Below are 19,784 nucleotides of genomic sequence, written 5' to 3'. Positions count from 1 at the left end.
GTCACGATGTGGGCGCGACGGCCGACCACGGCACCGTCAGCACGCCGTCGCGCAGCCGGCGCCGCGGCGGCTCGAGCGGCAGGCCCTCGGCCACCAGCAGGTCGAGCATCGCGCGCCACCGGACGCGCGGCCCGAACACCCCGTGCCCGGCCGAGGTGGCCCAGGCGCGGTCGGCGGCCTGCAGCAGCCGGTGGATCGGCTGGCCCGGAACATTGTGGTGGATAAGCACTTTCGGTAGGCGCTCGGCCAGATCGGAGGGCCGTTCGATGGCGAACGGGTCGCACGACAGCGTCAGGCTCACCGGCCCGTCGGCGTCGAGCAGGACCCAGCAGCAGCGTCGTCCCAATTCGTCGCAGGTGCCGTCGACCAGCAGCCCGCCCGGTGCCAGCCGCCCCGTCATCTCCGCCCATGCGGCGGGTACGTCGGCGACGTCGTACTGCCGCAGCACGTTGAACGCGCGCACCAAAACCGGTGTGTGCCCGGCCAATTCGAAGCCGCCGAGGCCGAATTCGACGATGTCGCCGGCCAGTTCACGGGCCAGCCGTACCCGCTCCGGGTGGATCTCCAGACCGACGACCCGCACATCGGCCCGGACCGTGCGCAGCCGTGAGGCCAGTTCCACGGTGGTCACCGGAAGCGCGCCGTACCCGAGGTCGACGACCACGGGGTCCGGCGCGGCGCGCAGCAGCGCCCGCACCCGTGGCGAGTGGACCAGCCAGCGGTCGCTGCGGCGCAGCCGGTTGTAACCCGTGGTGCCGCGCGTCGGCTGGCCGACAGGTGTACTCCGTGGCTGGCCCACGGGCGAATTCATGGCCCGAGTTTATGGGCGGCTCACCAGCGGGCGGCGATCCAGTCGTCGGTGAATTTCTGCTCCAGCTCGATCAGATACCGCAGCTGCTGGCCCAGCATGGACTCGAGCTTGCCGCCGACGAGCGGGATGCGGACCTCGACGTTCGCCGAGAAGTCCAGTCGCGCACCGTCACCGGCGGCCGTCAGGACACCCGTGCCGGTGATGGTCGCCGGCGCGCCGGGGACGCGGCTGCGCACCGTCCCGATGGCCCGGCCGTCGGTCAGCGGGCCCCAGTGCTCTTCGCGCACCAGGCTGAGGTCACCGAAGTGGAACTGCGTGACGATGCTGGGCAGGCCGGCCGCGCGCATGGTCTGCGTCGTGGTGATGTCCGTGCCGCCCCGGCCGTCCTCGGCGAATGAGTCGAGCGCCGAGACGTCGGCGCTGCCCTCCGCCAGCCGGTCCAGCCAGTAGTCCTTGTTGCAGAAGGCGGTGTGCACCTGCGCCACGGTGCCGAGGTATTCGGCAACCATGTCGAAAGAGCGGGCCATAATCGGCCACGCTACCGTTAGCGGCCGTGGTCAGTTCGGATATCGGGGGCGCGGCGGTCGACTACGACGTGCCGCTGGCACCCCTGACCTCGTTCCGCGTCGGACCGGTGGCAGCCCGCCTGATCACCTGCGATACCACCGCCAAGGTGGTCGGCGCGCTCACCGCGCTGCGGGATCACCCGGGCCCGGTGCTGGTGCTGGCGGGCGGGTCGAATGTGCTGGTGGCCGACGATCTGCGTGATTTGACGGTGGTGCTGCTGGCGAACACCGAGATCACCGTCGACGGCAACGTGGTGCGCGCCGAGGCCGGCGCGCTGTGGGACGACGTCGTCGTGGCCTCGCTGGCACACGGGCTCGGCGGGCTGGAATGCCTGTCCGGCATCCCGGGCTCGGCCGGGGCGACACCGGTGCAGAACGTCGGCGCCTACGGGGCCGAGGTCGCCGACGTCATCACCCGGGTCCGGCTGTTCGACCGCGAGACCGGGACCGACAGCTGGGTGAGCCCCGAGACGCTGGATTTCGGCTACCGGCACAGCGTGCTGAAGAACTCCGACCACGCCGTCGTGCTGGAGGTGGAGTTCACCCTGAACCCGGACGGGCTCAGCGCCCCGCTGCGGTACGGCGAACTGGCGACCCGCCTGGGCGCCGAGCCGGGTACCCGGGTCGATGCGGTCAAGGTCCGCGAGGCGGTGCTGGCGTTGCGGCGCGGCAAGGGGATGGTGTCCGACGCCGCCGACCACGACACCTGGAGCGCCGGCTCGTTCTTCACCAACCCGGTCGTCGCGCAGGACGTTTTCGAACGCATCCAGGCCGCCACCGACGGTCCCGTGCCGAATTACCCGGCGCCGAACGGGGTCAAGCTGGCGGCCGGCTGGCTCGTGGAACAGGCCGGTTTCGGCAAGGGATACCCGGGTGACGGCGCCCCGGCCCGGCTCTCGACCAAGCACGCGCTGGCCCTGACCAACCGGGGCTTTGCTGGCAGCGCCGATGTATTAGCGCTGGCCAGGACGGTTCGGGACGGCGTCAAGGCCGCTTTCGGGATAGATCTCACACCGGAACCGTGCTTAATCGGCTGTTCGCTGTAGGTAAATTCGAACCTGTGAGTGTGAACCGGCGACAGATGCTGACCGCGATTGCCGTCGGCACTTCCGGCGTGCTCGCCGCGTGCTCCGACAAATCGAACGGATCTGGCTCTTCGGCCCCTGCCAAAGAGACCGCGGCGCCCGTCATCACCTACCGGCCCGCCAACGGCGCCACCGATGTGGTGCCGACCAGCAGCGTCGGCGTCGATGTCACCGACGGCTGGTTCCAGAAGCTGACGCTGACCAACGGCGACGGCAAGGTCGTCGCCGCGGTGTTCAACAAGGACCGCACGTCGTTCAACGCCGCCGAGCCGCTCGGCTTCGGCGCGACGTACACGTTCACCGGTTCCGTCGTCGGCCGGGACGGCAAGTCCGTGCCGGTGTCCGCGACGTTCACGACCGTCAACCCGACCAAGCAGGTCAACGGCCAGTTCCAGCTCGCCGACGGGCAGACCGTCGGCGTGGCGGCGCCGATCATCCTGCAGTTCGACTCCTCGATCAGCGACAAGGCCTCGGTCGAGCGCAACGTCAAGGTCGTCACCGACCCGCCGGTCGAGGGCAGTTGGGCCTGGCTGCCCGACGAGCGTGAGGGCGCGCGCATGCACTGGCGGCCGCGCGAGTACTACCCGCCCGGCACCAAGGTCAGCGTCTCGGCGAAGTTGTACGGCGTCCCGTTCGGCGACGACGCCTACGGCGCGCAGGACAGCACGCTGGAGATCAACATCGGCCGGCGCCAGGTGGTCAAGGCCGACGCCACCAGCCACCGCATCCAGGTGATCACCGACGGCGGCGTGCTGTTCGACTTCCCGTGTAGCTACGGCGAGGCCGACAAGCCGCGCAACGTGACGCGCAGCGGCATCCACGTCGTCACCGAGAAGTACGCGGACTTCTGGATGTCCAACCCGGCCGCCGGCTACTCGAACGTCCACGAACGCTGGGCCGTGCGGATCTCCAACAACGGTGAGTTCATCCACGCCAACCCGGCCAGTTCGGGCGCACAGGGCAACACCAACGTCACCAACGGCTGTATCAACCTGTCGACCGACAACGCGCAGCAGTACTTCCAGACCGCCATCTACGGCGACCCGGTCGAGGTGACGGGCACGTCGATCCAGCTGTCCTACGCCGACGGCGACATCTGGGACTGGGCCGTCGACTGGGCCACCTGGGTGTCGATGTCCGCGTTGCCGCCGGCCAACGCCGCACCGCCGGAGACGTCCATCCCGCAGAGTGCGCCGGCCACCCCGACCGACGCACCGACGTATTCGGGTACGCCGACGACCACGACGACACCGCCGCCGACGGGCCCGGCCACCACTTCGTCGACCGCCCCGTCGACGTCGTCGTCCACCTCGACGACGACCTCGACAGCGACGTCGACTTCGACTTCGAGTCTGCCGGCCCCGACGACGACTACTGCGGCCGGCGGCTGAAGCGGCTGTAGGGCGCCTGGTCGCGCGGCCGCATGACGATCTGGTCCAGATCGACGTGCGGCGGCCGTGACGCCACGAAACCGATGACCTCCGCGACGTCCTCGGCGACCAGTGGCGTGATGCCCTGATACACCGCGCCCGCGCGCTCGGCGTCACCGTCGAACCGCACCAGCGAGAACTCCGTCTCGACGGCGCCGGGCGCAATCTCGGTGAGCCGCACCGGTTTTCCCAACAATTCGCCGCGCAGCGTGCGGTGCAGGGCGCCCTGGCCGTGCTTGGCGGCGATGTACCCGGCGCCGTTGTCGTACGTCTCCAATGCCGCGATGGACGTGACGGTGACGACCAGTCCGTCACCCGAATCGATCAGCGCGGGCAGCAACGCGCGCGTCACCCGAAGGGTGCCCAGCACGTTGGTCCGCCACATCCAGTCCCAGTGCTCCAGATCGGCCTCCGCGACCGGCGCCAGACCCTTGGCGCCGCCGGCGTTGTTGACCAGGACGTGTACCGGTCCCAGGCCTTTGACCTGGGCCGCAAGCGCGTCCACCGAATCCTGGTCGGTGACGTCCGTCACAACCGCGGTGCCGCCGATCTCGGCTGCGAGGGCGGTGATCCGGTCCGCGCGTCGGGCCGCACAGACGACATGAAAGCCAAGGGTGGCAAGGGTTTTCGCGGTGGCGGCGCCGATTCCGGAACTGGCGCCGGTGACCACCGCGATGCGTACGGAGCGTTCGTCAGCTGGCATATGACCGACCTTAGTGGGCGTGCTAAGTTCCTTCCGTGATCATCAGTCAGGCATCCGGCGTCGCTGTGCGGCGTTCGTGTTGTTGTTGTCGCGCTTCGCGCTGCGCCTGACTCACGACACGGATATCTTCGTCCTAGCTGTCGGCAGGTGTGGCCCCAGGACCCACCAGCCCGACTTCTTCCCTAGGACACCCAAATGCCTGCTTCCGTCTCCACCGTTTCTGCCCCCTCCGGCGTCCGCTCTGCCGCACACGCCAAGCGCACCCTCCTGGCCCGGCACCACATCGTCGCCCCGTCGCTCCGCGTCGCCGACGCCGCCGCCGGCTCGGTTTTCAGCGCGGCCCGGCTGCGCGGCCCCATCGCCCGGGACGTGATCGCGCAGGCCACCGGCCTGAGCATCGCCACGGTGAACCGCCAGGTCACGGCCCTGCTGGACGCCGGGATGCTGCGTGAGCGGGCCGACCTGGCCGTCGCCGGCGCCATCGGCCGCCCGCGCATTCCGGTCGAGGTCAACCACGAACCGTTCCTCACCCTGGGCCTGCACGTCGGCGCCCGCACCACCGCGATCGTCGCGACCGACCTGTTCGGCCGCACCCTCGACGTGGTCGAGACGCCCACGCCGCGCGGCGACCAGAACGCCGCGCTGGCATCGCTCGCCGGCAGCGCGCAGCGCTATCTGAGCCGCTGGCACCGGCGCCGCCCGCTGTGGGTCGGCGTCGCAGCCGGTGGTGTGGTGGACAGTGCCACCGGTCACGTCGACCACCCGCGCCTCGGCTGGGTCGACGCGCCCGTCGGCCCGGTGCTGGCCCAGACCCTGGGTCTGCCGGTGTCGCTGGCGTCGCACGTCGATGCGATGGCCGGCGCCGAACTGCTGCTGGGCGCGCGCCGCGGCAAGATCGACGCCGATGCCTCGTCTGAATCCATGACCAGCCTGTACGTGTACGCCCGCGAGACCGTCGGCTACGCGCTGTCGATCGGCGGCAAGGTGCACTCGCCGGCCAGCGGCCCCGGCACCATCTCGGGCCTGCCGGCGCAGTCGGAACTGCTCGGCGGCAGCGGGCGGCTCGAGTCCACCGTCAGCGACGAGGCCGTGCTGGCCGCCGCCCGCAAGCAGCGGATCGTGCCGGCGGACGGGCCGTCGTCGACCATCGCCGCGGTGCTGCGCGCCGCGCGGTCCGGCAACGCCGCGGCCGTCGAACTGCTGGCCGAACGGGCCCGCGTGCTCGGTGGTGCGGTGGCGCTGCTGCGCGACCTGCTGAACCCCGATGATCTGGTCGTCGGTGGCCAGGCCTTCTCCGAGTACCCCGAGGGTCTGCCGCTCGTCGAGCAGGCGTTCGCGGAGCGAACGGTGTTGGGCGTCAGGGACATTCGCGTCACCACGTTCGGCAACCGGGTGCAGGAAGCCGGCGCCGGTGTGGTGTCCCTCGGCGGGCTGTACGCCGACCCGATCGGTGCGATGCGCCGCGCCCTGCGCGCCGCCTGATCCGATTTGCCGCACTCCTCATCGCGGCTCGTTCCTCGCCGCTTGATCGTCGCGCGGCCTAAACAGCGCCGAAGGCGCTGACGATGTGCAGCGCCAGTTCGAGGTAGACGCGGCGGTGGTCGACGGAGTGCCCGAGCAGCCCTTCGGCCTGCCGGACGCGGTAGCGGACGGTGTTCGGGTGCAGGTTCAGGATTTCGCCGACGGCCCGGGCGTCACCCGCGTGCTCCAGATACAGCCGGAGCGTGTCTCGCAGGCGTGCCGCCCCGTCGTCGGCCGCCGCGAGCGCGCCCAGTTCCCGTCGCACCAATGTGGCCATGCCGTCTTCGCCCGCGATACCCGCTGCCAGACAAGCCAATTCGACGTCGTCATAACGAACTGCGCCGGCGCCGTGGCGGTGCGCCACCGCCTGGGCGGCGAGCGCTTCGGCATGGCTGCGCCGGAATCCGTCGACACCGGGATGGCACGTGCCGAGCGCGACGTGGACGAACTCGGGCAGTGCGGCAATATCGTTGTCGGACAGCGGTTTCGACGGTCCTTTCGTGGCCGACCAGCACCACACGGTACGGGCTCCGCTGGTTATCGTCAGCGGCCGGTCGGCACCGAGGGCCGCGCTGACGGTGACCGGGGTGGCGTCGAGTAGCCGTTGCACGTCGGCGTCGGCCACCGGCTCGTCGACCCACACCGCAAATGCGGTGTGCCGCTGGCGAAGTGGATACGACAGCGCGGTGGTGGCGTCGTCGATGTCGACGGCCTGGCCCGCGAGGATGGTCCGGACGGTTTCGGCGCGCCTCGCCCGCGCGCCCCGCTGCCACTGGTCGCGTTCGTCGGAAAAGGTGACGATGAGCGCCTCGACCATGGTGTCCAGCCAGCCCGCCAGCCGCGGCCAGAGCTGCATCAGCACCGCGGCGCGCAGCTCCGGGTCACCGATGGCGGCGACCCGCGTCTCGGTGATGAACTGCCACGCGGACCGCTGCCCGATGCGGTAGACCGCCAGCAGCACCGGCAGTTCGTAACCGCGGCGGGCGAGGGTCCGCGCCAGGTCGTAAATCTCGGGTGCCGGTCGCACGTCGACGATGTCGCGCGTCACGACGGCGAGGAAACCCTTCCAGTTCGAGCGGGTGCTCGCATCGAGATCGCGGCGCAGCGTCGGGTCCGTGAACATCGGCAACGCCTCGGTGATCTCGTCATCGACGACGGTGACCAGGTGGTCGAGCGTCTCCCGGTGCTCCGACGCCTCGGCGAACTGCGCCAGCCAGTCCGTCACGGCCGGATCGGTCCGCATCCATTCGCTCCTCATTTGTCCGCGCGAACAACGTCGCGCGATTCGTTGTCCCGCCAGACCAAGAATATGGCGGGCATCACATCGCACCCTGGGAATGGCATAGGTCGCAGTGACAAATCTTTGACGATCCCTGACAGGAGCAACCCGATGATCGAACACGACTCGCACTACATCGACGGCCGGTGGCAGCCGTCGATCGGCACCGAGCGATTCGAGGTCGTCAACGCTGCGACCGAGGACGTCATCGCGACCATCCCGCTGGGCGACGCCGACGATGCCGAGGCGGCAGTGGCCGCCGCGCGCGCCGCGTTTCCCGGGTGGGCGGCGACGCCGGTCGCCGAGCGCGCCGGCTACCTCAAGCTGGCCGCCGAGGAACTGCAGCGCCGCCAGACCGAGATCGCCACGCTGATCAGCCAAGAAGTCGGCATGCCGTTCGCGTACAGCAACGTGGTCCAGGCGGGGCTGCCGGTGCAGTCGTTCGTGTCGATCGCCGATGTGGCACTGAGCTTTCCGTTCGAGGAGCAGGTCTACAACTCGCTGGTGGTCCGTGAGCCGATCGGCGTCGTCGTCGCGATCACGCCGTGGAACTACCCGCTGCACCAGATCGCCGCCAAGGTGGCGCCGGCGCTCGCCGCGGGCTGCACCGTCGTGCTCAAACCCAGCGAGGTCGCACCGCTCAACGCCTACGTACTGGCCGAGGTGTTCGATGCGATCGGCCTGCCGCCGGGCGTCTTCAACCTGGTCACCGGCACCGGCCCGGGCGTCGGCGAGACGCTCGTCGCGCACGAGCAGGTGGACATGGTGTCGCTGACGGGGTCGACGGCCGCGGGCCGCCGCATCGGCGCGGTGGCCGCACAGACCGTCAAGCGCGTCGGCCTGGAACTCGGCGGCAAGTCCGCGCTGGTGGTGCTCGACGACGCCGACCTCCTCGAGGCCGTGCGGGAAGGGTTGACCCGGTGCTTCCTCAACTCCGGTCAGACGTGCATCGCGCTGACCCGCATGATCGTCCCGCGCGCGAAAGTCGCTGAGGTGGAAGCGATTGCGCGCGCCGGCACCGAGGCGCTGCGCGTCGGCGATCCCTTCGACCCGGCCACCGAACTGGGCCCGCTGGTGTCCGCGGTACAGCGCGACCGCGTCATCGGCTACATCGAGCAGGGCATCGCCGAAGGTGCGCGGCTGGTGGCCGGCGGCCCGACCCCGCCCGACGGCCTCGACCGCGGTTTCTACGTCCGGCCGACGGTGTTCTCGGACTGCACACCCGACATGGCCATCGTGCGCGAGGAGATCTTCGGGCCCGTGCTCGTCATCCAGGCCTACGACGACGAGGAGGAAGCCGTCCGCCTCGCCAACGACAGCATCTACGGGCTCAACGCCGGCGTGTACTCGGCGGACCGGGAGCGCGCGATCGCCGTGGCCCGCCGGCTGCGGTCCGGCCAGGTGCAGATCAACGACGGTGCCTTCAACATCCACGCCCCGTTCGGCGGCTACGGCCAGTCCGGCAACGGGCGCGAATTCGGCAAGTGGGGCCTGGAGGAATTCCTCGAGACCAAGTCCCTGCAGCTGCCCTGAAACTTCCCTCTCCCCAACAACTTTCGAAAGCAACTCCCATGGCCAACGCATTCACCACCAAACAGCGCGCGACCCTGAAGTCCATCGTCGACACCTACGTCGCCGCGGTGCGGCGCGACGACGACCCCACCGGATTCTTCGCCACCAAAGGCAGTGACCTGGGCACCGACGCCGTGCTCGAGCAGTACCTGATCGCCAAGCTGCCCGCCGAGAAGTTCGCCGGCCTGCAGCAGCTGCTGGACACCGCCGAGCTGGTCGGCCTCAACAACCAGCCGCTGAATGTGCGCGAGGTCATCGTCGGCAACCTGTCGCGCATCTCGCCCGAGACCACCGCGGCCATGACGGCCCTGTACACGCTGTCGGTGCTGTTCTCCTACAGCCTGCCCGGCGGCGAGAACGGAAACCCGTTGTGGGCGGGCATGGGGTACCCCGGCCCCGCGCAACAGCCGCCGCAGACGCCGAAGACGCTGTCGGTCATCACCCCGTCGGCGGATACGACGCTCGACGCGGACGTCGTCATCGTCGGATCCGGGTCGGGTGGCGGCGTTGCCGCTGCGGTGTTGGCCGCAGCGGGCAAGCGCGTCATCGTCCTGGAAGCCGGCGGCTACCGCAACGAATCGGACTTCGTGCAGCTCGAGCCCGTCGCCTATCACAACCTGTTCCTGCGCGGCGGCTTCTTCCCGAGCGCCGACGGCATGGTCTCGATCGCCGCCGGGTCGACGGTCGGTGGCGGCAGCACCGTCAACTGGTCCAACTCGCTGCTGACGCCGGCCACGGTCCGCAAGACGTGGGCCGAGGAGTACGGGCTGACGGATGTCACCGGCCCGTCGTTCGACGAGCACCTGGCCGCGGTGTTCGAGCGTATCGGCTGCTGCGACAAGGTCGCCGTCCAGAACGAACCGCACCAACGCCTGTCGGAAGGCGCTGCGGCACTGGACTATTCGTACGGCGTCGCGCAGCTCAACATCGACCCGGAACGCTTCGACCCGGCGCTGGTCGGCTACAGCGGCATGGGTGACCAGACAGGCGCCAAGCAGGGCACCATGAAGACGTTCCTGCAGGACGCCTCCGACGCCGGCGCCCAGTTGCTGCCCGACACCCGGGCCCACCGGATCGTCACGCGCGACGGAGTGGCCGCGGGTGTCGAGGCGACGTACACCGACCCGGTCACCGGCACCGCGCACCGCGTGCTGATCAACGCCCCGCAGGTCGTCGCGGCCGCGGGCAGCCTGGAGACCCCGGCGCTGCTGTTGCGTTCGGGCATCGGCGGCCCCGCGGTCGGCACCGGCCTGCGGTTGCACCCGGCAACCCTGGTCAGCGGCATCTACGACGACCGCCAGGAGCCGTGGTCGGGCCCCGCCATGGCCGGCGTGATGAACGAATTCGCCGAAGTCCACGACGGGCACGGCTACCTCATCGAGTGCGTGCAGCACCTGCCCGGGCTGTTCACCGCCACCGTCCCGTGGCTGTCGGGCGCACAGCACAAGGAACTCGCCCGGCAGTACCAGAACCGCGCCGACTGGGTCGTCCTGGTCAAGGACCGCGGCAACGGCAGCGTCACCATCGACGCCGACGGGGAGGCGGTGCACTGGTACCCGTTCACCGACGAGCTCGACCGCCGCCATTTCCGGGAGGGCATCGAGACGTCCATCCGGATGCACGCGGCCGCGGGCGCGCAGCAGATTTACGCGGCGGGCCAGCCGTTCGCGCCGTGGCAGCGCGGCGAGGACCTGGAGGCGTTCATCGCGAAGGTCAACGAGCTGCCGATCGGCCCCGGCGGCACCCCGGTGTTCAGCGCCCACCAGATGAGCAGCGCGCGGATGGGTGCCGACCCGCAGACCTCGGTCGCCAAGCCGTCCGGCGAGCTGCACGACACCCCCGGCGTGTGGATCGCCGACGCCAGCGCCATGCCGACCTGTTCCGGCGTGAACCCCATGATCACCGTCATGGCCGTCGCCCGCCGCACCGCCACCAACATGCTCTAGGTGCCCACCGTCCCGGCCTGGGGTACTTCCCGCGAGCGGCCGTGTCTGCACGCCGACACTCCGTGTCAGGCGTGCATTCCACGGCCGCTCGCGGGCGTCGAGCGTCCCCAAAATGCCCAGCTCGGACCACCGGACGGCGGGCGCCCGAAGCGACGGTGTAAGGATGGAGGGCGTGCGTGTCGCCGTCCTGTCGGTCCATACCTCGCCGCTGGCCCAACCGGGCACCGGCGATGCCGGCGGCATGAACGTCTACGTCCTGCAAAGCGCCCTCGAGTTGGCGCGCCGCGGCGTCGAGGTGGAAATCTTCACCCGCGCCACGTCGTCGACCGACGCCCCGGTCGTCCGGGTGGCCCCCGGCGTCCTGGTGCGCAACATCGTCGCCGGCCCGTTCGAAGGCCTGGACAAGTACGACCTGCCGACGCAGCTGTGCGCTTTCACGGCGGGTGTGCTGCGCGTCGAGGCCAACCATGAGCCGGGCTACTACGACATCGTGCATTCGCACTACTGGCTGTCGGGGCAGGTGGGCTGGCTGGCCTCGGACCGCTGGGCCGTGCCCTTGGTGCACACCGCGCACACGTGGGCCGCGGTGAAGAACCTGTCGCTGGCGGAAGGCGATACCCCGGAGCCGGCGCTGCGCGCGGTCGGTGAGCAGCAGGTGGTCGACGCCGCCGACCGGCTCATCGTCAACACCGAAGACGAAGCGCAGCAACTGGTTTCGCTGCACCACGCGGACCCGGCCCGCATCGACGTGGCCTATCCGGGTGTCGACCTGACGACCTTCACGCCCGGCGACAAGGCCGAAGCCCGTGCGGCACTGGGGCTTTCGCCCCACGAACAGGTGGTCGCCTTCGTCGGCCGCATCCAGCCGCTGAAGGCGCCCGACGTGCTGTTGCGCGCGGCGGCCAAGCTGCCCGACGTGCGCGTCGTGGTCGCCGGCGGTCCGTCGGGCAGTGGCCTGGCCGTACCCGACGGCCTGGTTTCCCTCGCCGACGAGCTGGGTATCACCGACCGTGTGACATTCCTGCCGCCGCAGTCCCGTGACCAGCTGGTCAATGTCTACCGTGCCGCGGATCTCGTTGCGGTGCCGAGCTATTCGGAGTCGTTCGGCCTCGTCGCGGTCGAGGCGCAGGCCTGCGGGACGCCAGTGGTGGCCGCCGCTGTCGGCGGGCTACCTGTCGCGGTGCGCGACGGCGTGAGCGGCGTGCTGGTGCAAGGCCACGATCCGGTCGACTGGGCCAACGCCATCGGGCGGACGCTGGAAATGGGTCCGGAATCCCTGCGCGACGGCGCTTTACAGCACGCTGCGACGTTCTCGTGGGCCCACACCGTGGACGCGCTGCTGGCCGGTTACACGCGGGCCATCGCCGACTACCGCGGCCGTCGCCCCCGGCGTGATTCGGCGGCCCGCCGCAGCCGCCGGTTCCTGATTCGTCGGGGCGTGCGCGCATGACGACTGCCGCCACCGTCACCCAGTTGATCGAAGAGACCCTGCGCGCACACGAACTCGACTTCTCCCACCACGACGGGGGAGTGCACGGCCGGCCCGGCATCGTCGTGGCGCTGCCCGGTGAGCGCCGGCTGACCACCAACACGCTGCTCAGCGTGGGCGAGCACGGCGTGCGCCTGGAGGCATTCGTCTGCCGCAAGCCCGACGAGAACTTCGAGGGCGTCTACAAGTACCTGCTGCGCCGCAATCGGCGGCTGTACGGCATGGCCTACACGCTGGACAACATCGGCGACATCTATTTGGTGGGCCGGATGGCGCTGCATGCGGTGACCCCAGACGAGATCGACCGGCTGATGGGCCAGGTCATCGAGGCCGTCGACTTCGACTTCAACACCCTGCTCGAGCTGGGGTTCCGCTCGTCGATCGAGAAAGAGTGGAAGTGGCGGCTGTCCCGCGGGGAGTCGCTGAAGAACCTCAAGGCGTTCGAGCACCTGCGGCCGGAGTAGGGGTTCAGCGCCGAAAGCGGGCGAAATGACCGCACGATCGGCGATTTAGCAGTCATTTTGCCCACTTTCGGTGCGATTTGGGTAGCACTGGCCTGTGGATAACCCTCGGTTTCGTGGCCTGGCTTGTCGGTGGTCGCGCCAACGCTCGAATCATGACCGAACCATTTTTAGGCCGTGCGGCGGTCCGGGCGGGTGAGCTCACCAAGCATCAACTGCTCACTCGGAACCGTGCGATCTTCCGTAACGTCTACGTGCCCAATGACGTCGCGGTGACCGCGGAGCTCAAGGCTCGCGCGGCCTGGCTGTTCGCTGGGCCCGACGCGGTGTTGGCAGGGGTGTCGGCAGCGGCGGTCCACGGCACCAAATGGCTGGATGTCGATGCGCCGGCCGTCATTGTGCGTCAGGAGAAACACGGCCCGCCCGGGCTGACGATTCACTCGTACCAGTTGGCCTCGGACGACATCTGCATCAGGCGCGGCATGCGCGTCACCACGCCGGCTCGGACGGCGTTCGACATCGGCAGGCTGTTGCCCGAGGCCCGCTCTGTGCCGATTCTGGATGCGCTGCTGAACGCGACCAAGCTGGACATCATCGAGGTAGAGAGGCTCGCGCTCAACCGAACGGGTATGCGCGGCATCCGTCAGCTGACGAAGGCGCTGAATCTGACTGACGGCGGAGCTGAGTCGCCTCAGGAAACCCGGCTGCGGTTAGCGCTGATCGCGGGTGGCTTACCGGCGCCCGAAACGCAGATCGAGTTCTTCGATGAGTACGGCGCCGCGCACATCCGCGTGGACATGGGCTGGCGGCAGTGGAAGGTGATTGTCGAGTACGACGGTGTTCAGCACTGGGCCGATGCGCGCCAGCGGGCCTGGGATATCGAGCGCATCGCGATTCTGGAGTCACTGGGCTGGACGGTGATCAGGGTCAGTGCCGTGATGTTGCGGCGGCCGGACGCCGTAGTCGCCCGTGTCAGAACTCGGCTCCGGGCGGCGGGTTGCGCGATCTGAGCTGTCCGTGCCACCGAAGGTGGGCGAAATGGCCGCAGTACCGCCGATTTGTCGGTCACATCGCCCACTCTCGGCGGTGGGCTAGCCAGAGCGCCCCCCAAAAAACCGCACGTGAGAAGATGCAGGCCATGCCGACCTTGATCCTGCTGCGTCACGGCGAGAGCCAGTGGAACGAGAAGAACCTGTTCACCGGTTGGGTCGACGTCGACCTCACCGACAAGGGCCGGGCCGAGGCCGTCCGAGGCGGAAAGCTGCTGGTCGAGCAGGGTGTGCTGCCGGACGTGCTGTACACGTCGCTGCTGCGCCGCGCGATCACCACCGCCAACCTGGCTTTGGACGCCGCCGACCGGCACTGGATTCCCGTGCACCGCGACTGGCGCCTCAACGAGCGGCACTACGGCGCGCTGCAGGGCCTCGACAAGGCCGAGACGCTGGCCAAGTACGGCCAGGACCAGTTCATGTCGTGGCGCCGCAGCTACGACACCCCGCCGCCCCCGATCGAGAAGGGCAGCACCTACAGCCAGGACGGCGACCCGCGGTACGCCGGCATCGACGCGCCGCTGACCGAATGCCTCGCCGACGTCGTCAAGCGGTTCGTGCCCTACTTCGAGCAGACCATCGCGGCCGACCTCAAGGCCGGCAAGACCGTGCTGATCGCGGCACACGGCAACTCGCTGCGCGCGCTGGTGAAGTACCTGGACGGCATGTCCGACGACGAGATCACCGGCCTGAACATCCCGACGGGCATCCCGCTGCGGTACGAACTGGACGAAAATCTGAAGCCGACGGTGCCCGGTGGCGAATACCTGGACCCCGAGGCAGCCGCCGCGGGAGCCGCCGCGGTCGCCGCGCAGGGCGCCAAACAGCACTGACGCCGCGAACAGCTGGTGAACAGCGGTTAACACCAGTGAAACACCTGGATTTGTACGTGTGACTTGTACCGATCCGGCCGCTCGCTGCTGGGATGGCGTTCATCTGATGCGTACGATTTGCCCGTGAGCTTGTCGTACGCGCTGCCTCTGGTGGCCGCCACGGCGCTGCTCGCGTTGGCCCTGGGCATCGCGATCGGCATGCGGTGGGTGCCGCGGCTGAACGAGCGCCGCGAGCGCCGCGCCGCCGAGCAGTCCGGCCTCACGGTGTCCGAGATGTTCGCGCACATCGTGTCCATGTCCCCACTGGGCATGGCGGTCGTCGACACCTACCGCGACGTCGTCTACACCAACGGCCTGGCCAAGGACCTCGGTCTGGTGCGGGACCGGCTGCTGGACGACCGGGCGTGGGAGGCCGCGCAGCGGACCCTCGCCACCGGCGAGGACGTCGAGTTCGACCTGTCGCCGGCCAAACGGGCCAACCCCGGCCGGTCCCGGCTGGCAGTGCGGGGTCTGGCGCGGCAGCTGACGGAAGAGGACGGCCGCTTCGCGGTGGTCTACGTCAACGATCAGTCCGAACAGGCCCGCATGGAGGCCAGTCGCCGCGACTTCGTCGCCAATGTCAGTCATGAGCTCAAGACGCCGGTCGGTGCCATGGGCCTGCTGGCCGAGGCGCTGCTGGCGTCGTCGGAGGACCAGGACATGGTCAACCGGTTCGCCGAGAAGATCGTCACCGAGTCCAACCGGCTGGCCAACATGGTCGGTGAACTGATCGAGCTGTCCCGCTTGCAGGGCGCCGAGCCGCTGCCGCACCTCGACGCGGTCGACGTGGATTCCGTTGTCGCCGAGGTGGTTTCCCGGCACAAGGTGGCCGCCGACAACGCCGATATCGCGATCACCACCGACGCGCCCCGCGGTTACCAGGTGCTGGGTAGTGAGACGCTGCTGGCGACGGCGCTCGCGAATCTGGTGTCCAACGCAATCTCGTACTCGCCCAAGGGTTCCCAGGTATCGATCAGCCGGCGCCGCTACGGCGACAATGTCGAGATCGCGGTGACCGACCGTGGCATCGGTATCGAAAAGGCTGACCAGGAACGGGTTTTCGAACGATTCTTCCGCGTCGACAAGGCGCGGTCCCGGGCCACCGGCGGCACCGGGCTGGGGTTGGCCATCGTCAAACACGTTGCGGCCAACCACAACGGAACCATCCGGCTGTGGAGTCAGCCGGGAACCGGGTCGACGTTCACGTTGTCGATTCCGGCCTATCTCGACTCGGACGACGTGGATGTCGACGAGGGAGACGACCACTCATTGCCATCACAAGGAGGGCGACCGAACCAATGACCAGTGTGCTGATCGTGGAGGACGAGGAGTCCCTGGCCGATCCCTTGGCGTTCCTGTTGCGCAAGGAAGGTTTCGAGGCCACCGTCGTGACCGATGGTCCGTCGGCGTTGGCCGAGTTCGACCGGGCCGGGGCCGACATCGTGCTCCTGGACCTGATGCTGCCCGGTATGAGCGGCACCGACGTCTGTAAGCAGCTGCGCTCGCGGTCCGGCGTGCCGGTCATCATGGTGACCGCGCGGGACAGTGAGATCGACAAGGTCGTCGGCCTGGAACTCGGCGCCGACGACTACGTCACCAAGCCGTACTCGGCCCGCGAGCTCATCGCCCGCATCCGCGCCGTGCTGCGCCGCGGTGGTGAGTCCGACGACACCGTCGGCGCCGACGGCGTGCTGGAGGCCGGGCCGGTCCGCATGGACGTCGAGCGGCACATCGTGTCCGTCAACGGCGACGCCATCACGCTGCCGCTCAAGGAGTTCGACCTGCTCGAGTACCTGATGCGCAACAGCGGGCGGGTGCTGACGCGCGGCCAGTTGATCGACCGGGTCTGGGGCGCCGACTACGTCGGCGACACCAAGACCCTCGACGTCCACGTGAAGCGGCTGCGGTCCAAGATCGAGGCCGACCCGGCCAACCCGGTGCACCTCGTCACCGTCCGCGGGTTGGGTTACAAGCTGGAGGGCTAGCTCCCCGCGCCAGTCCTCGCGGTTACTTCTCTGCCGCCGCAGTGGCCGGGTGCACGGCGATGAGCCCCAGCCCGGCCCGCCGCTTGCACAGGGCCGCCAGCTCGGCGTACACCTTCGCGCCGAGCAGTTCGGTCAGTTCGGGCCCGTAGGACTCCCACACGGGCCGGGCGCCGACGTGCGCGGCCGGGTCGCCCGTGCAGTACCAGACCAGGTCGTGGCCGCCCTCGCCCCAGCCGCGCCGGTCGTATTCGGTGACGACGGTCCGCAGGATCTCGGTGCCGTCCGGCCGCGTCACCCAGTCCTGCGTGCGACGGATCGGCAGCTGCCAGCAGACCTCGGGTTTCATGGTCAGCGGCTCGACGCCGAGCTTGAGGGCCTTGCTGTGCAGTGCGCAGCCGATGCCGCCGGCGAAACCCGGCCGGTTCAGGAAGATGCACGCGCCCTTGTATTTGCGGGTCCGCAGGTTGGGCTTGTCGTCGTATTCGTCCATCTCGAGGTAGCCCTTGCGGCCCAGGCCCTTCTCCCGGAATTGCCAGTCCTCGTCGGTCAGCAGCTTGACCGACTCCTCGAGCTGCGCGACGTCGTCGTCATCGGCCATGAAGGCGCCGTGGCTGCAGCAGCCGTCGTCGGGCCGGCCCTCGACGGTGCCCTGGCACGCGGGCGTCCCGAAGACGCAGGTCCATTTCGACAGCAGCCACGTCATGTCCGCGGCGATCAGATGCTCCGGATTGTCGGGGTCGAAGAACTCCACCCACTCGCGGGCAAAGTCCAGCCCCACCTCGTGGGAACCGGGCTTCGAAGGCTCGCCGGCACTCTTCTGCGATGCGGTCACAGCACGCAACCGTAGACCCGTTACCGTGGTTTCCGTGCGATTGGGCGTCCTCGACGTGGGCAGTAACACCGTTCATCTGTTGGTGGTCGACGCGCGCCGCGGCGGGCACCCGACACCGATGAGTTCGACCAAGGCCTCGCTGCGCCTTGCCGAGGCGATCGACGACACCGGCAAATTGACCCGCAAGGGTGCCGACAGCCTCGTCGCGACCGTCGACGAGTTCGCCAAGATCGCCACCAGCTCGGGGTGCGCGGAGTTTATGGCGTTCGCCACATCTGCGGTCCGGGACGCGACCAACTCCGAGGCGGTCCTGGCGCGGGTGCGGGCCGAGACCGGCGTCCAGCTGCAGGTCCTGTCCGGGGTCGACGAATCGCGGCTCACCTTCCTGGCCGTGCGCCGCTGGTACGGCTGGAGCGCGGGCCGCATCATCAACCTCGACATCGGTGGCGGATCGCTCGAGCTCTCGGGCGGCATCGACGAAGAACCCGACGTCGCACTGTCGATGCCGCTGGGTGCGGGCCGTTTGACGCGCGAATGGCTGCAGGAGGATCCGCCCGGGCGGCGGCGCGTGGCGGTGCTGCGTGACTGGCTCGACAACGAGATTTCCGCCTCGGCGGCCAAGGTGCTGGCGGCCGGTACGCCGGAGCTCGCGGTCGCGACGTCGAAGACGTTCCGGTCGCTGGCGCGGCTCACCGGTGCGGCGCCGTCGGGCGCGGGACCGCGCGTGAAGCGCACGTTGACCGCCGCCGGCCTCAGACAGCTCATATCTTTCATCTCTAGGATGACCACCGCCGATAGAGCCGAACTGGAGGGGGTGAGTGCCGACCGCGCGCCACAGATCGTGGCCGGTGCGTTGGTGGCCGAGGCGACCATGCGAGCGCTGTCGCTGGACTCCGTGGACATCTGCCCGTGGGCATTGCGGGAGGGTGTGATCCTGCGGAAACTCGACAGTGAAGCCGATGGAACCGACTTGGTCGAAACGTTCGCGGGATTGGCTCCCGCCAAAGGCGAGACACGATGACAGATTCAGACGACTTCTCGGCGACGCGACCGATCTCGGTCGCCGAGCTGCTGGCCAAGAACGGCACCATCGGTGCGCCGCCGGTCGGTGGCCGCCGGCGCCGGCGGCGGGGGAACAGCGACGCGGTGACCGTCGCCGAACTGACCGGCGAAATCCCGATCATCCGGCCGGAGACGCCGCACGCAGAGCCGGCTGAGGCCCCTGAGGCCCCGGCTACGGAGGAAGCGGCTCCCGAGCCTGTCGCCGAACCCGAACCCGAGCCCGTCGCCGAGCCGGAAGCGGAGGCCGCCGTCGACGAGCCGGCCGTCGCCGTCGAGGACGAGACGCCGTCGGCAGCCGACGAGATGGAGCCCGACGACACCGGGGCCCACTACGTCGTCGACGAGATGCTGCACACCGACCTTGTCGCCCCCGCACCGGACACCGCGGCGGTCGACGACTACGAGGACCACCTGCGCCGCCGCGACGCCGAGGCCGACCCGGTGGAGTTCGTGGCGCCGTCGCGCAAGCCCGCCTTCCGGTGGTCGTTCAAGCCGGTCCGCGGCGCCGAGGAGATGAGCCCCGACCCGGTCGACGAGGACCTGCCGCCGGCCGACGCGGACATCGACGACGACCTGCTCTCGCTCACGGACGCCGAGCCCGTCGCCAAGCTCGACACCGGCGCCGTCCGCGTCGTGGAGGACGCCGAGGACGCCGAGGACACCGTGGCGCCGGAAGCCGCTCCGGAGGCGCCGCGTGAGCCGTCGCGCAATGGCCGCGCCGAGCGCTACGACGCCCTGTTCGGCGGCTTCGCGGCCGACGAGGACACCCGGCGGGAAGAGCTGGTCGCCGACCCCGACGTGCGCGACGAGGACGTCGACCACGACGAAGCCGACCACGAGGACGACGAAGAGTCCGGTTCCGGCCTGAAGCGCGGCGCGTGGGTCGTCGGGCAGAGCTTGCTGGCCGTGGCGTTCGGCGCCGGCATGTTCTTCGCGTTCGACCAGCTGTGGCGCTGGAACCAGATCGTGGCGCTGATGCTGTCGATGCTGGTGATCCTCGGCCTGGTCGCCGGCATTCGGGTGATCCGGAAGGATCATGATCTGGCCAGTACGCTGATCGCGATTCTGGTCGGCGGTCTTGTCACGTTCGGACCCCTGGCACTGCTCTACTCAGCCTGAAC

17 protein-coding genes and 1 pseudogene are annotated in these 19,784 nt (G+C 69.3%); 13 read left to right on the top strand and 5 right to left on the bottom strand.

Annotated elements, in window-relative coordinates:
• Window position 1: 1 nt before the first annotated feature.
• Window positions 2–811, bottom strand: a complete 810-nt coding sequence (locus ACJH7A_RS05420) for a class I SAM-dependent methyltransferase (RefSeq protein WP_212807070.1) — start codon at window positions 809–811, stop codon at window positions 2–4.
• 20 nt (window positions 812–831) lie between these two features.
• Complete coding sequence (locus ACJH7A_RS05415; protein ID WP_212807069.1) at window positions 832–1,338, bottom strand: DUF2505 domain-containing protein; 507 nt, start codon at window positions 1,336–1,338, stop codon at window positions 832–834.
• A 26-nt stretch (window positions 1,339–1,364) separates the two neighbouring features.
• Between ACJH7A_RS05415 and ACJH7A_RS05410 the strand changes: the two genes are divergently transcribed.
• Window positions 1,365–2,423 carry a UDP-N-acetylmuramate dehydrogenase gene (locus ACJH7A_RS05410; RefSeq protein ID WP_212807068.1) on the top strand — a complete coding sequence of 353 codons (1,059 nt, stop codon included), beginning with the start codon at window positions 1,365–1,367 and terminating at the stop codon, window positions 2,421–2,423.
• Between the two features lie 35 nt (window positions 2,424–2,458).
• A pseudogene (locus tag ACJH7A_RS05405) lies at window positions 2,459–3,745 on the top strand (Ig-like domain-containing protein); the annotation flags it as partial.
• Between the two features lie 88 nt (window positions 3,746–3,833).
• Here ACJH7A_RS05405 and ACJH7A_RS05400 read toward each other — a convergent pair.
• On the bottom strand, window positions 3,834–4,595 hold the full coding sequence (locus tag ACJH7A_RS05400; protein WP_212807067.1) for an SDR family oxidoreductase: 762 nt from the start codon (window positions 4,593–4,595) through the stop codon (window positions 3,834–3,836).
• A gap of 195 nt (window positions 4,596–4,790) precedes the next feature.
• On the opposite strand from ACJH7A_RS05400, the gene ACJH7A_RS05395 reads away from it, so the two are divergent.
• Entirely contained in the window at window positions 4,791–6,077 is a 1,287-nt protein-coding gene (locus ACJH7A_RS05395) for an ROK family transcriptional regulator (RefSeq protein ID WP_212807066.1), read from the top strand.
• 58 nt (window positions 6,078–6,135) lie between these two features.
• Here ACJH7A_RS05395 and ACJH7A_RS05390 read toward each other — a convergent pair whose 3' ends face one another.
• Complete coding sequence (locus tag ACJH7A_RS05390; RefSeq protein WP_212807065.1) at window positions 6,136–7,359, bottom strand: CdaR family transcriptional regulator; 1,224 nt, start codon at window positions 7,357–7,359, stop codon at window positions 6,136–6,138.
• Between the two features lie 147 nt (window positions 7,360–7,506).
• Here ACJH7A_RS05390 and ACJH7A_RS05385 point away from each other — a divergent pair, with 147 nt between their 5' ends.
• From ACJH7A_RS05385 to regX, 8 genes are all read left to right on the top strand, one after another.
• Window positions 7,507–8,928: an aldehyde dehydrogenase family protein gene (locus tag ACJH7A_RS05385; RefSeq protein ID WP_406801526.1), complete on the top strand. Its 1,422-nt coding sequence runs from the start codon at window positions 7,507–7,509 to the stop codon at window positions 8,926–8,928.
• A 38-nt stretch (window positions 8,929–8,966) separates the two neighbouring features.
• Window positions 8,967–10,913: a GMC family oxidoreductase gene (locus ACJH7A_RS05380; RefSeq protein WP_212814600.1), complete on the top strand. Its 1,947-nt coding sequence runs from the start codon at window positions 8,967–8,969 to the stop codon at window positions 10,911–10,913.
• Between the two features lie 163 nt (window positions 10,914–11,076).
• Complete coding sequence (gene mshA / locus ACJH7A_RS05375; protein ID WP_318986615.1) at window positions 11,077–12,363, top strand: D-inositol-3-phosphate glycosyltransferase; 1,287 nt, start codon at window positions 11,077–11,079, stop codon at window positions 12,361–12,363.
• On the top strand, window positions 12,360–12,866 hold the full coding sequence (locus ACJH7A_RS05370) for a YbjN domain-containing protein (protein WP_318986614.1): 507 nt from the start codon (window positions 12,360–12,362) through the stop codon (window positions 12,864–12,866). Before mshA ends, ACJH7A_RS05370 begins: the two co-directional genes overlap by 4 nt.
• A gap of 152 nt (window positions 12,867–13,018) precedes the next feature.
• Entirely contained in the window at window positions 13,019–13,873 is an 855-nt protein-coding gene (locus ACJH7A_RS05365; RefSeq protein WP_212807063.1) for a DUF559 domain-containing protein, read from the top strand.
• Window positions 13,874–13,992: 119 nt separating this feature from the next.
• Entirely contained in the window at window positions 13,993–14,745 is a 753-nt protein-coding gene (locus tag ACJH7A_RS05360) for a phosphoglyceromutase (protein WP_346415937.1), read from the top strand.
• Between the two features lie 123 nt (window positions 14,746–14,868).
• On the top strand, window positions 14,869–16,086 hold the full coding sequence (locus ACJH7A_RS05355; RefSeq protein WP_212807064.1) for a cell wall metabolism sensor histidine kinase WalK: 1,218 nt from the start codon (window positions 14,869–14,871) through the stop codon (window positions 16,084–16,086).
• Window positions 16,083–16,769 carry a response regulator transcription factor gene (gene regX / locus ACJH7A_RS05350; protein WP_212814598.1) on the top strand — a complete coding sequence of 229 codons (687 nt, stop codon included), beginning with the start codon at window positions 16,083–16,085 and terminating at the stop codon, window positions 16,767–16,769. The genes ACJH7A_RS05355 and regX overlap by 4 nt, the downstream gene beginning before the upstream one ends.
• A 22-nt stretch (window positions 16,770–16,791) precedes the next feature.
• On the opposite strand, the gene ACJH7A_RS05345 is transcribed toward regX, so the two are convergent.
• On the bottom strand, window positions 16,792–17,601 hold the full coding sequence (locus tag ACJH7A_RS05345) for a hypothetical protein (RefSeq protein WP_318986613.1): 810 nt from the start codon (window positions 17,599–17,601) through the stop codon (window positions 16,792–16,794).
• A gap of 34 nt (window positions 17,602–17,635) precedes the next feature.
• Here ACJH7A_RS05345 and ACJH7A_RS05340 point away from each other — a divergent pair, with 34 nt between their 5' ends.
• Window positions 17,636–18,622: a Ppx/GppA phosphatase family protein gene (locus ACJH7A_RS05340; protein WP_029105158.1), complete on the top strand. Its 987-nt coding sequence runs from the start codon at window positions 17,636–17,638 to the stop codon at window positions 18,620–18,622.
• On the top strand, window positions 18,619–19,782 hold the full coding sequence (locus ACJH7A_RS05335) for a hypothetical protein (protein WP_212807061.1): 1,164 nt from the start codon (window positions 18,619–18,621) through the stop codon (window positions 19,780–19,782). Before ACJH7A_RS05340 ends, ACJH7A_RS05335 begins: the two co-directional genes overlap by 4 nt.
• Window positions 19,783–19,784: the final 2 nt, after the last annotated feature.

It is taken from the genome of Mycobacterium sp. SMC-17, from assembly GCF_045310915.1.
Lineage (GTDB): Bacteria > Actinomycetota > Actinomycetes > Mycobacteriales > Mycobacteriaceae > Mycobacterium.
Note: the sequence above shows the minus strand (reverse complement) of the source record. Positions and strands in the feature narration are given on the sequence as shown.

Excerpts from the sequence above, each read along its gene's own strand:
- ACJH7A_RS05420 (WP_212807070.1), bottom strand. The coding sequence starts at position 811 with ATGAATTCGCCCGTGGGCCAGCCACGGAGTACACCTGTCGGCCAGCCG.
- ACJH7A_RS05415 (WP_212807069.1), bottom strand. The coding sequence starts at position 1,338 with ATGGCCCGCTCTTTCGACATGGTTGCCGAATACCTCGGCACCGTGGCG.
- ACJH7A_RS05400 (WP_212807067.1), bottom strand. The coding sequence starts at position 4,595 with ATGCCAGCTGACGAACGCTCCGTACGCATCGCGGTGGTCACCGGCGCC.
- ACJH7A_RS05395 (WP_212807066.1), top strand. The coding sequence starts at position 4,791 with ATGCCTGCTTCCGTCTCCACCGTTTCTGCCCCCTCCGGCGTCCGCTCT.
- ACJH7A_RS05390 (WP_212807065.1), bottom strand. The coding sequence starts at position 7,359 with ATGCGGACCGATCCGGCCGTGACGGACTGGCTGGCGCAGTTCGCCGAG.
- ACJH7A_RS05385 (WP_406801526.1), top strand. The coding sequence starts at position 7,507 with ATGATCGAACACGACTCGCACTACATCGACGGCCGGTGGCAGCCGTCG.
- ACJH7A_RS05380 (WP_212814600.1), top strand. The coding sequence starts at position 8,967 with ATGGCCAACGCATTCACCACCAAACAGCGCGCGACCCTGAAGTCCATC.
- mshA (WP_318986615.1), top strand. The coding sequence starts at position 11,077 with ATGGAGGGCGTGCGTGTCGCCGTCCTGTCGGTCCATACCTCGCCGCTG.
- ACJH7A_RS05370 (WP_318986614.1), top strand. The coding sequence starts at position 12,360 with ATGACGACTGCCGCCACCGTCACCCAGTTGATCGAAGAGACCCTGCGC.
- ACJH7A_RS05365 (WP_212807063.1), top strand. The coding sequence starts at position 13,019 with ATGACCGAACCATTTTTAGGCCGTGCGGCGGTCCGGGCGGGTGAGCTC.
- ACJH7A_RS05360 (WP_346415937.1), top strand. The coding sequence starts at position 13,993 with ATGCAGGCCATGCCGACCTTGATCCTGCTGCGTCACGGCGAGAGCCAG.
- regX (WP_212814598.1), top strand. The coding sequence starts at position 16,083 with ATGACCAGTGTGCTGATCGTGGAGGACGAGGAGTCCCTGGCCGATCCC.
- ACJH7A_RS05335 (WP_212807061.1), top strand. The coding sequence starts at position 18,619 with ATGACAGATTCAGACGACTTCTCGGCGACGCGACCGATCTCGGTCGCC.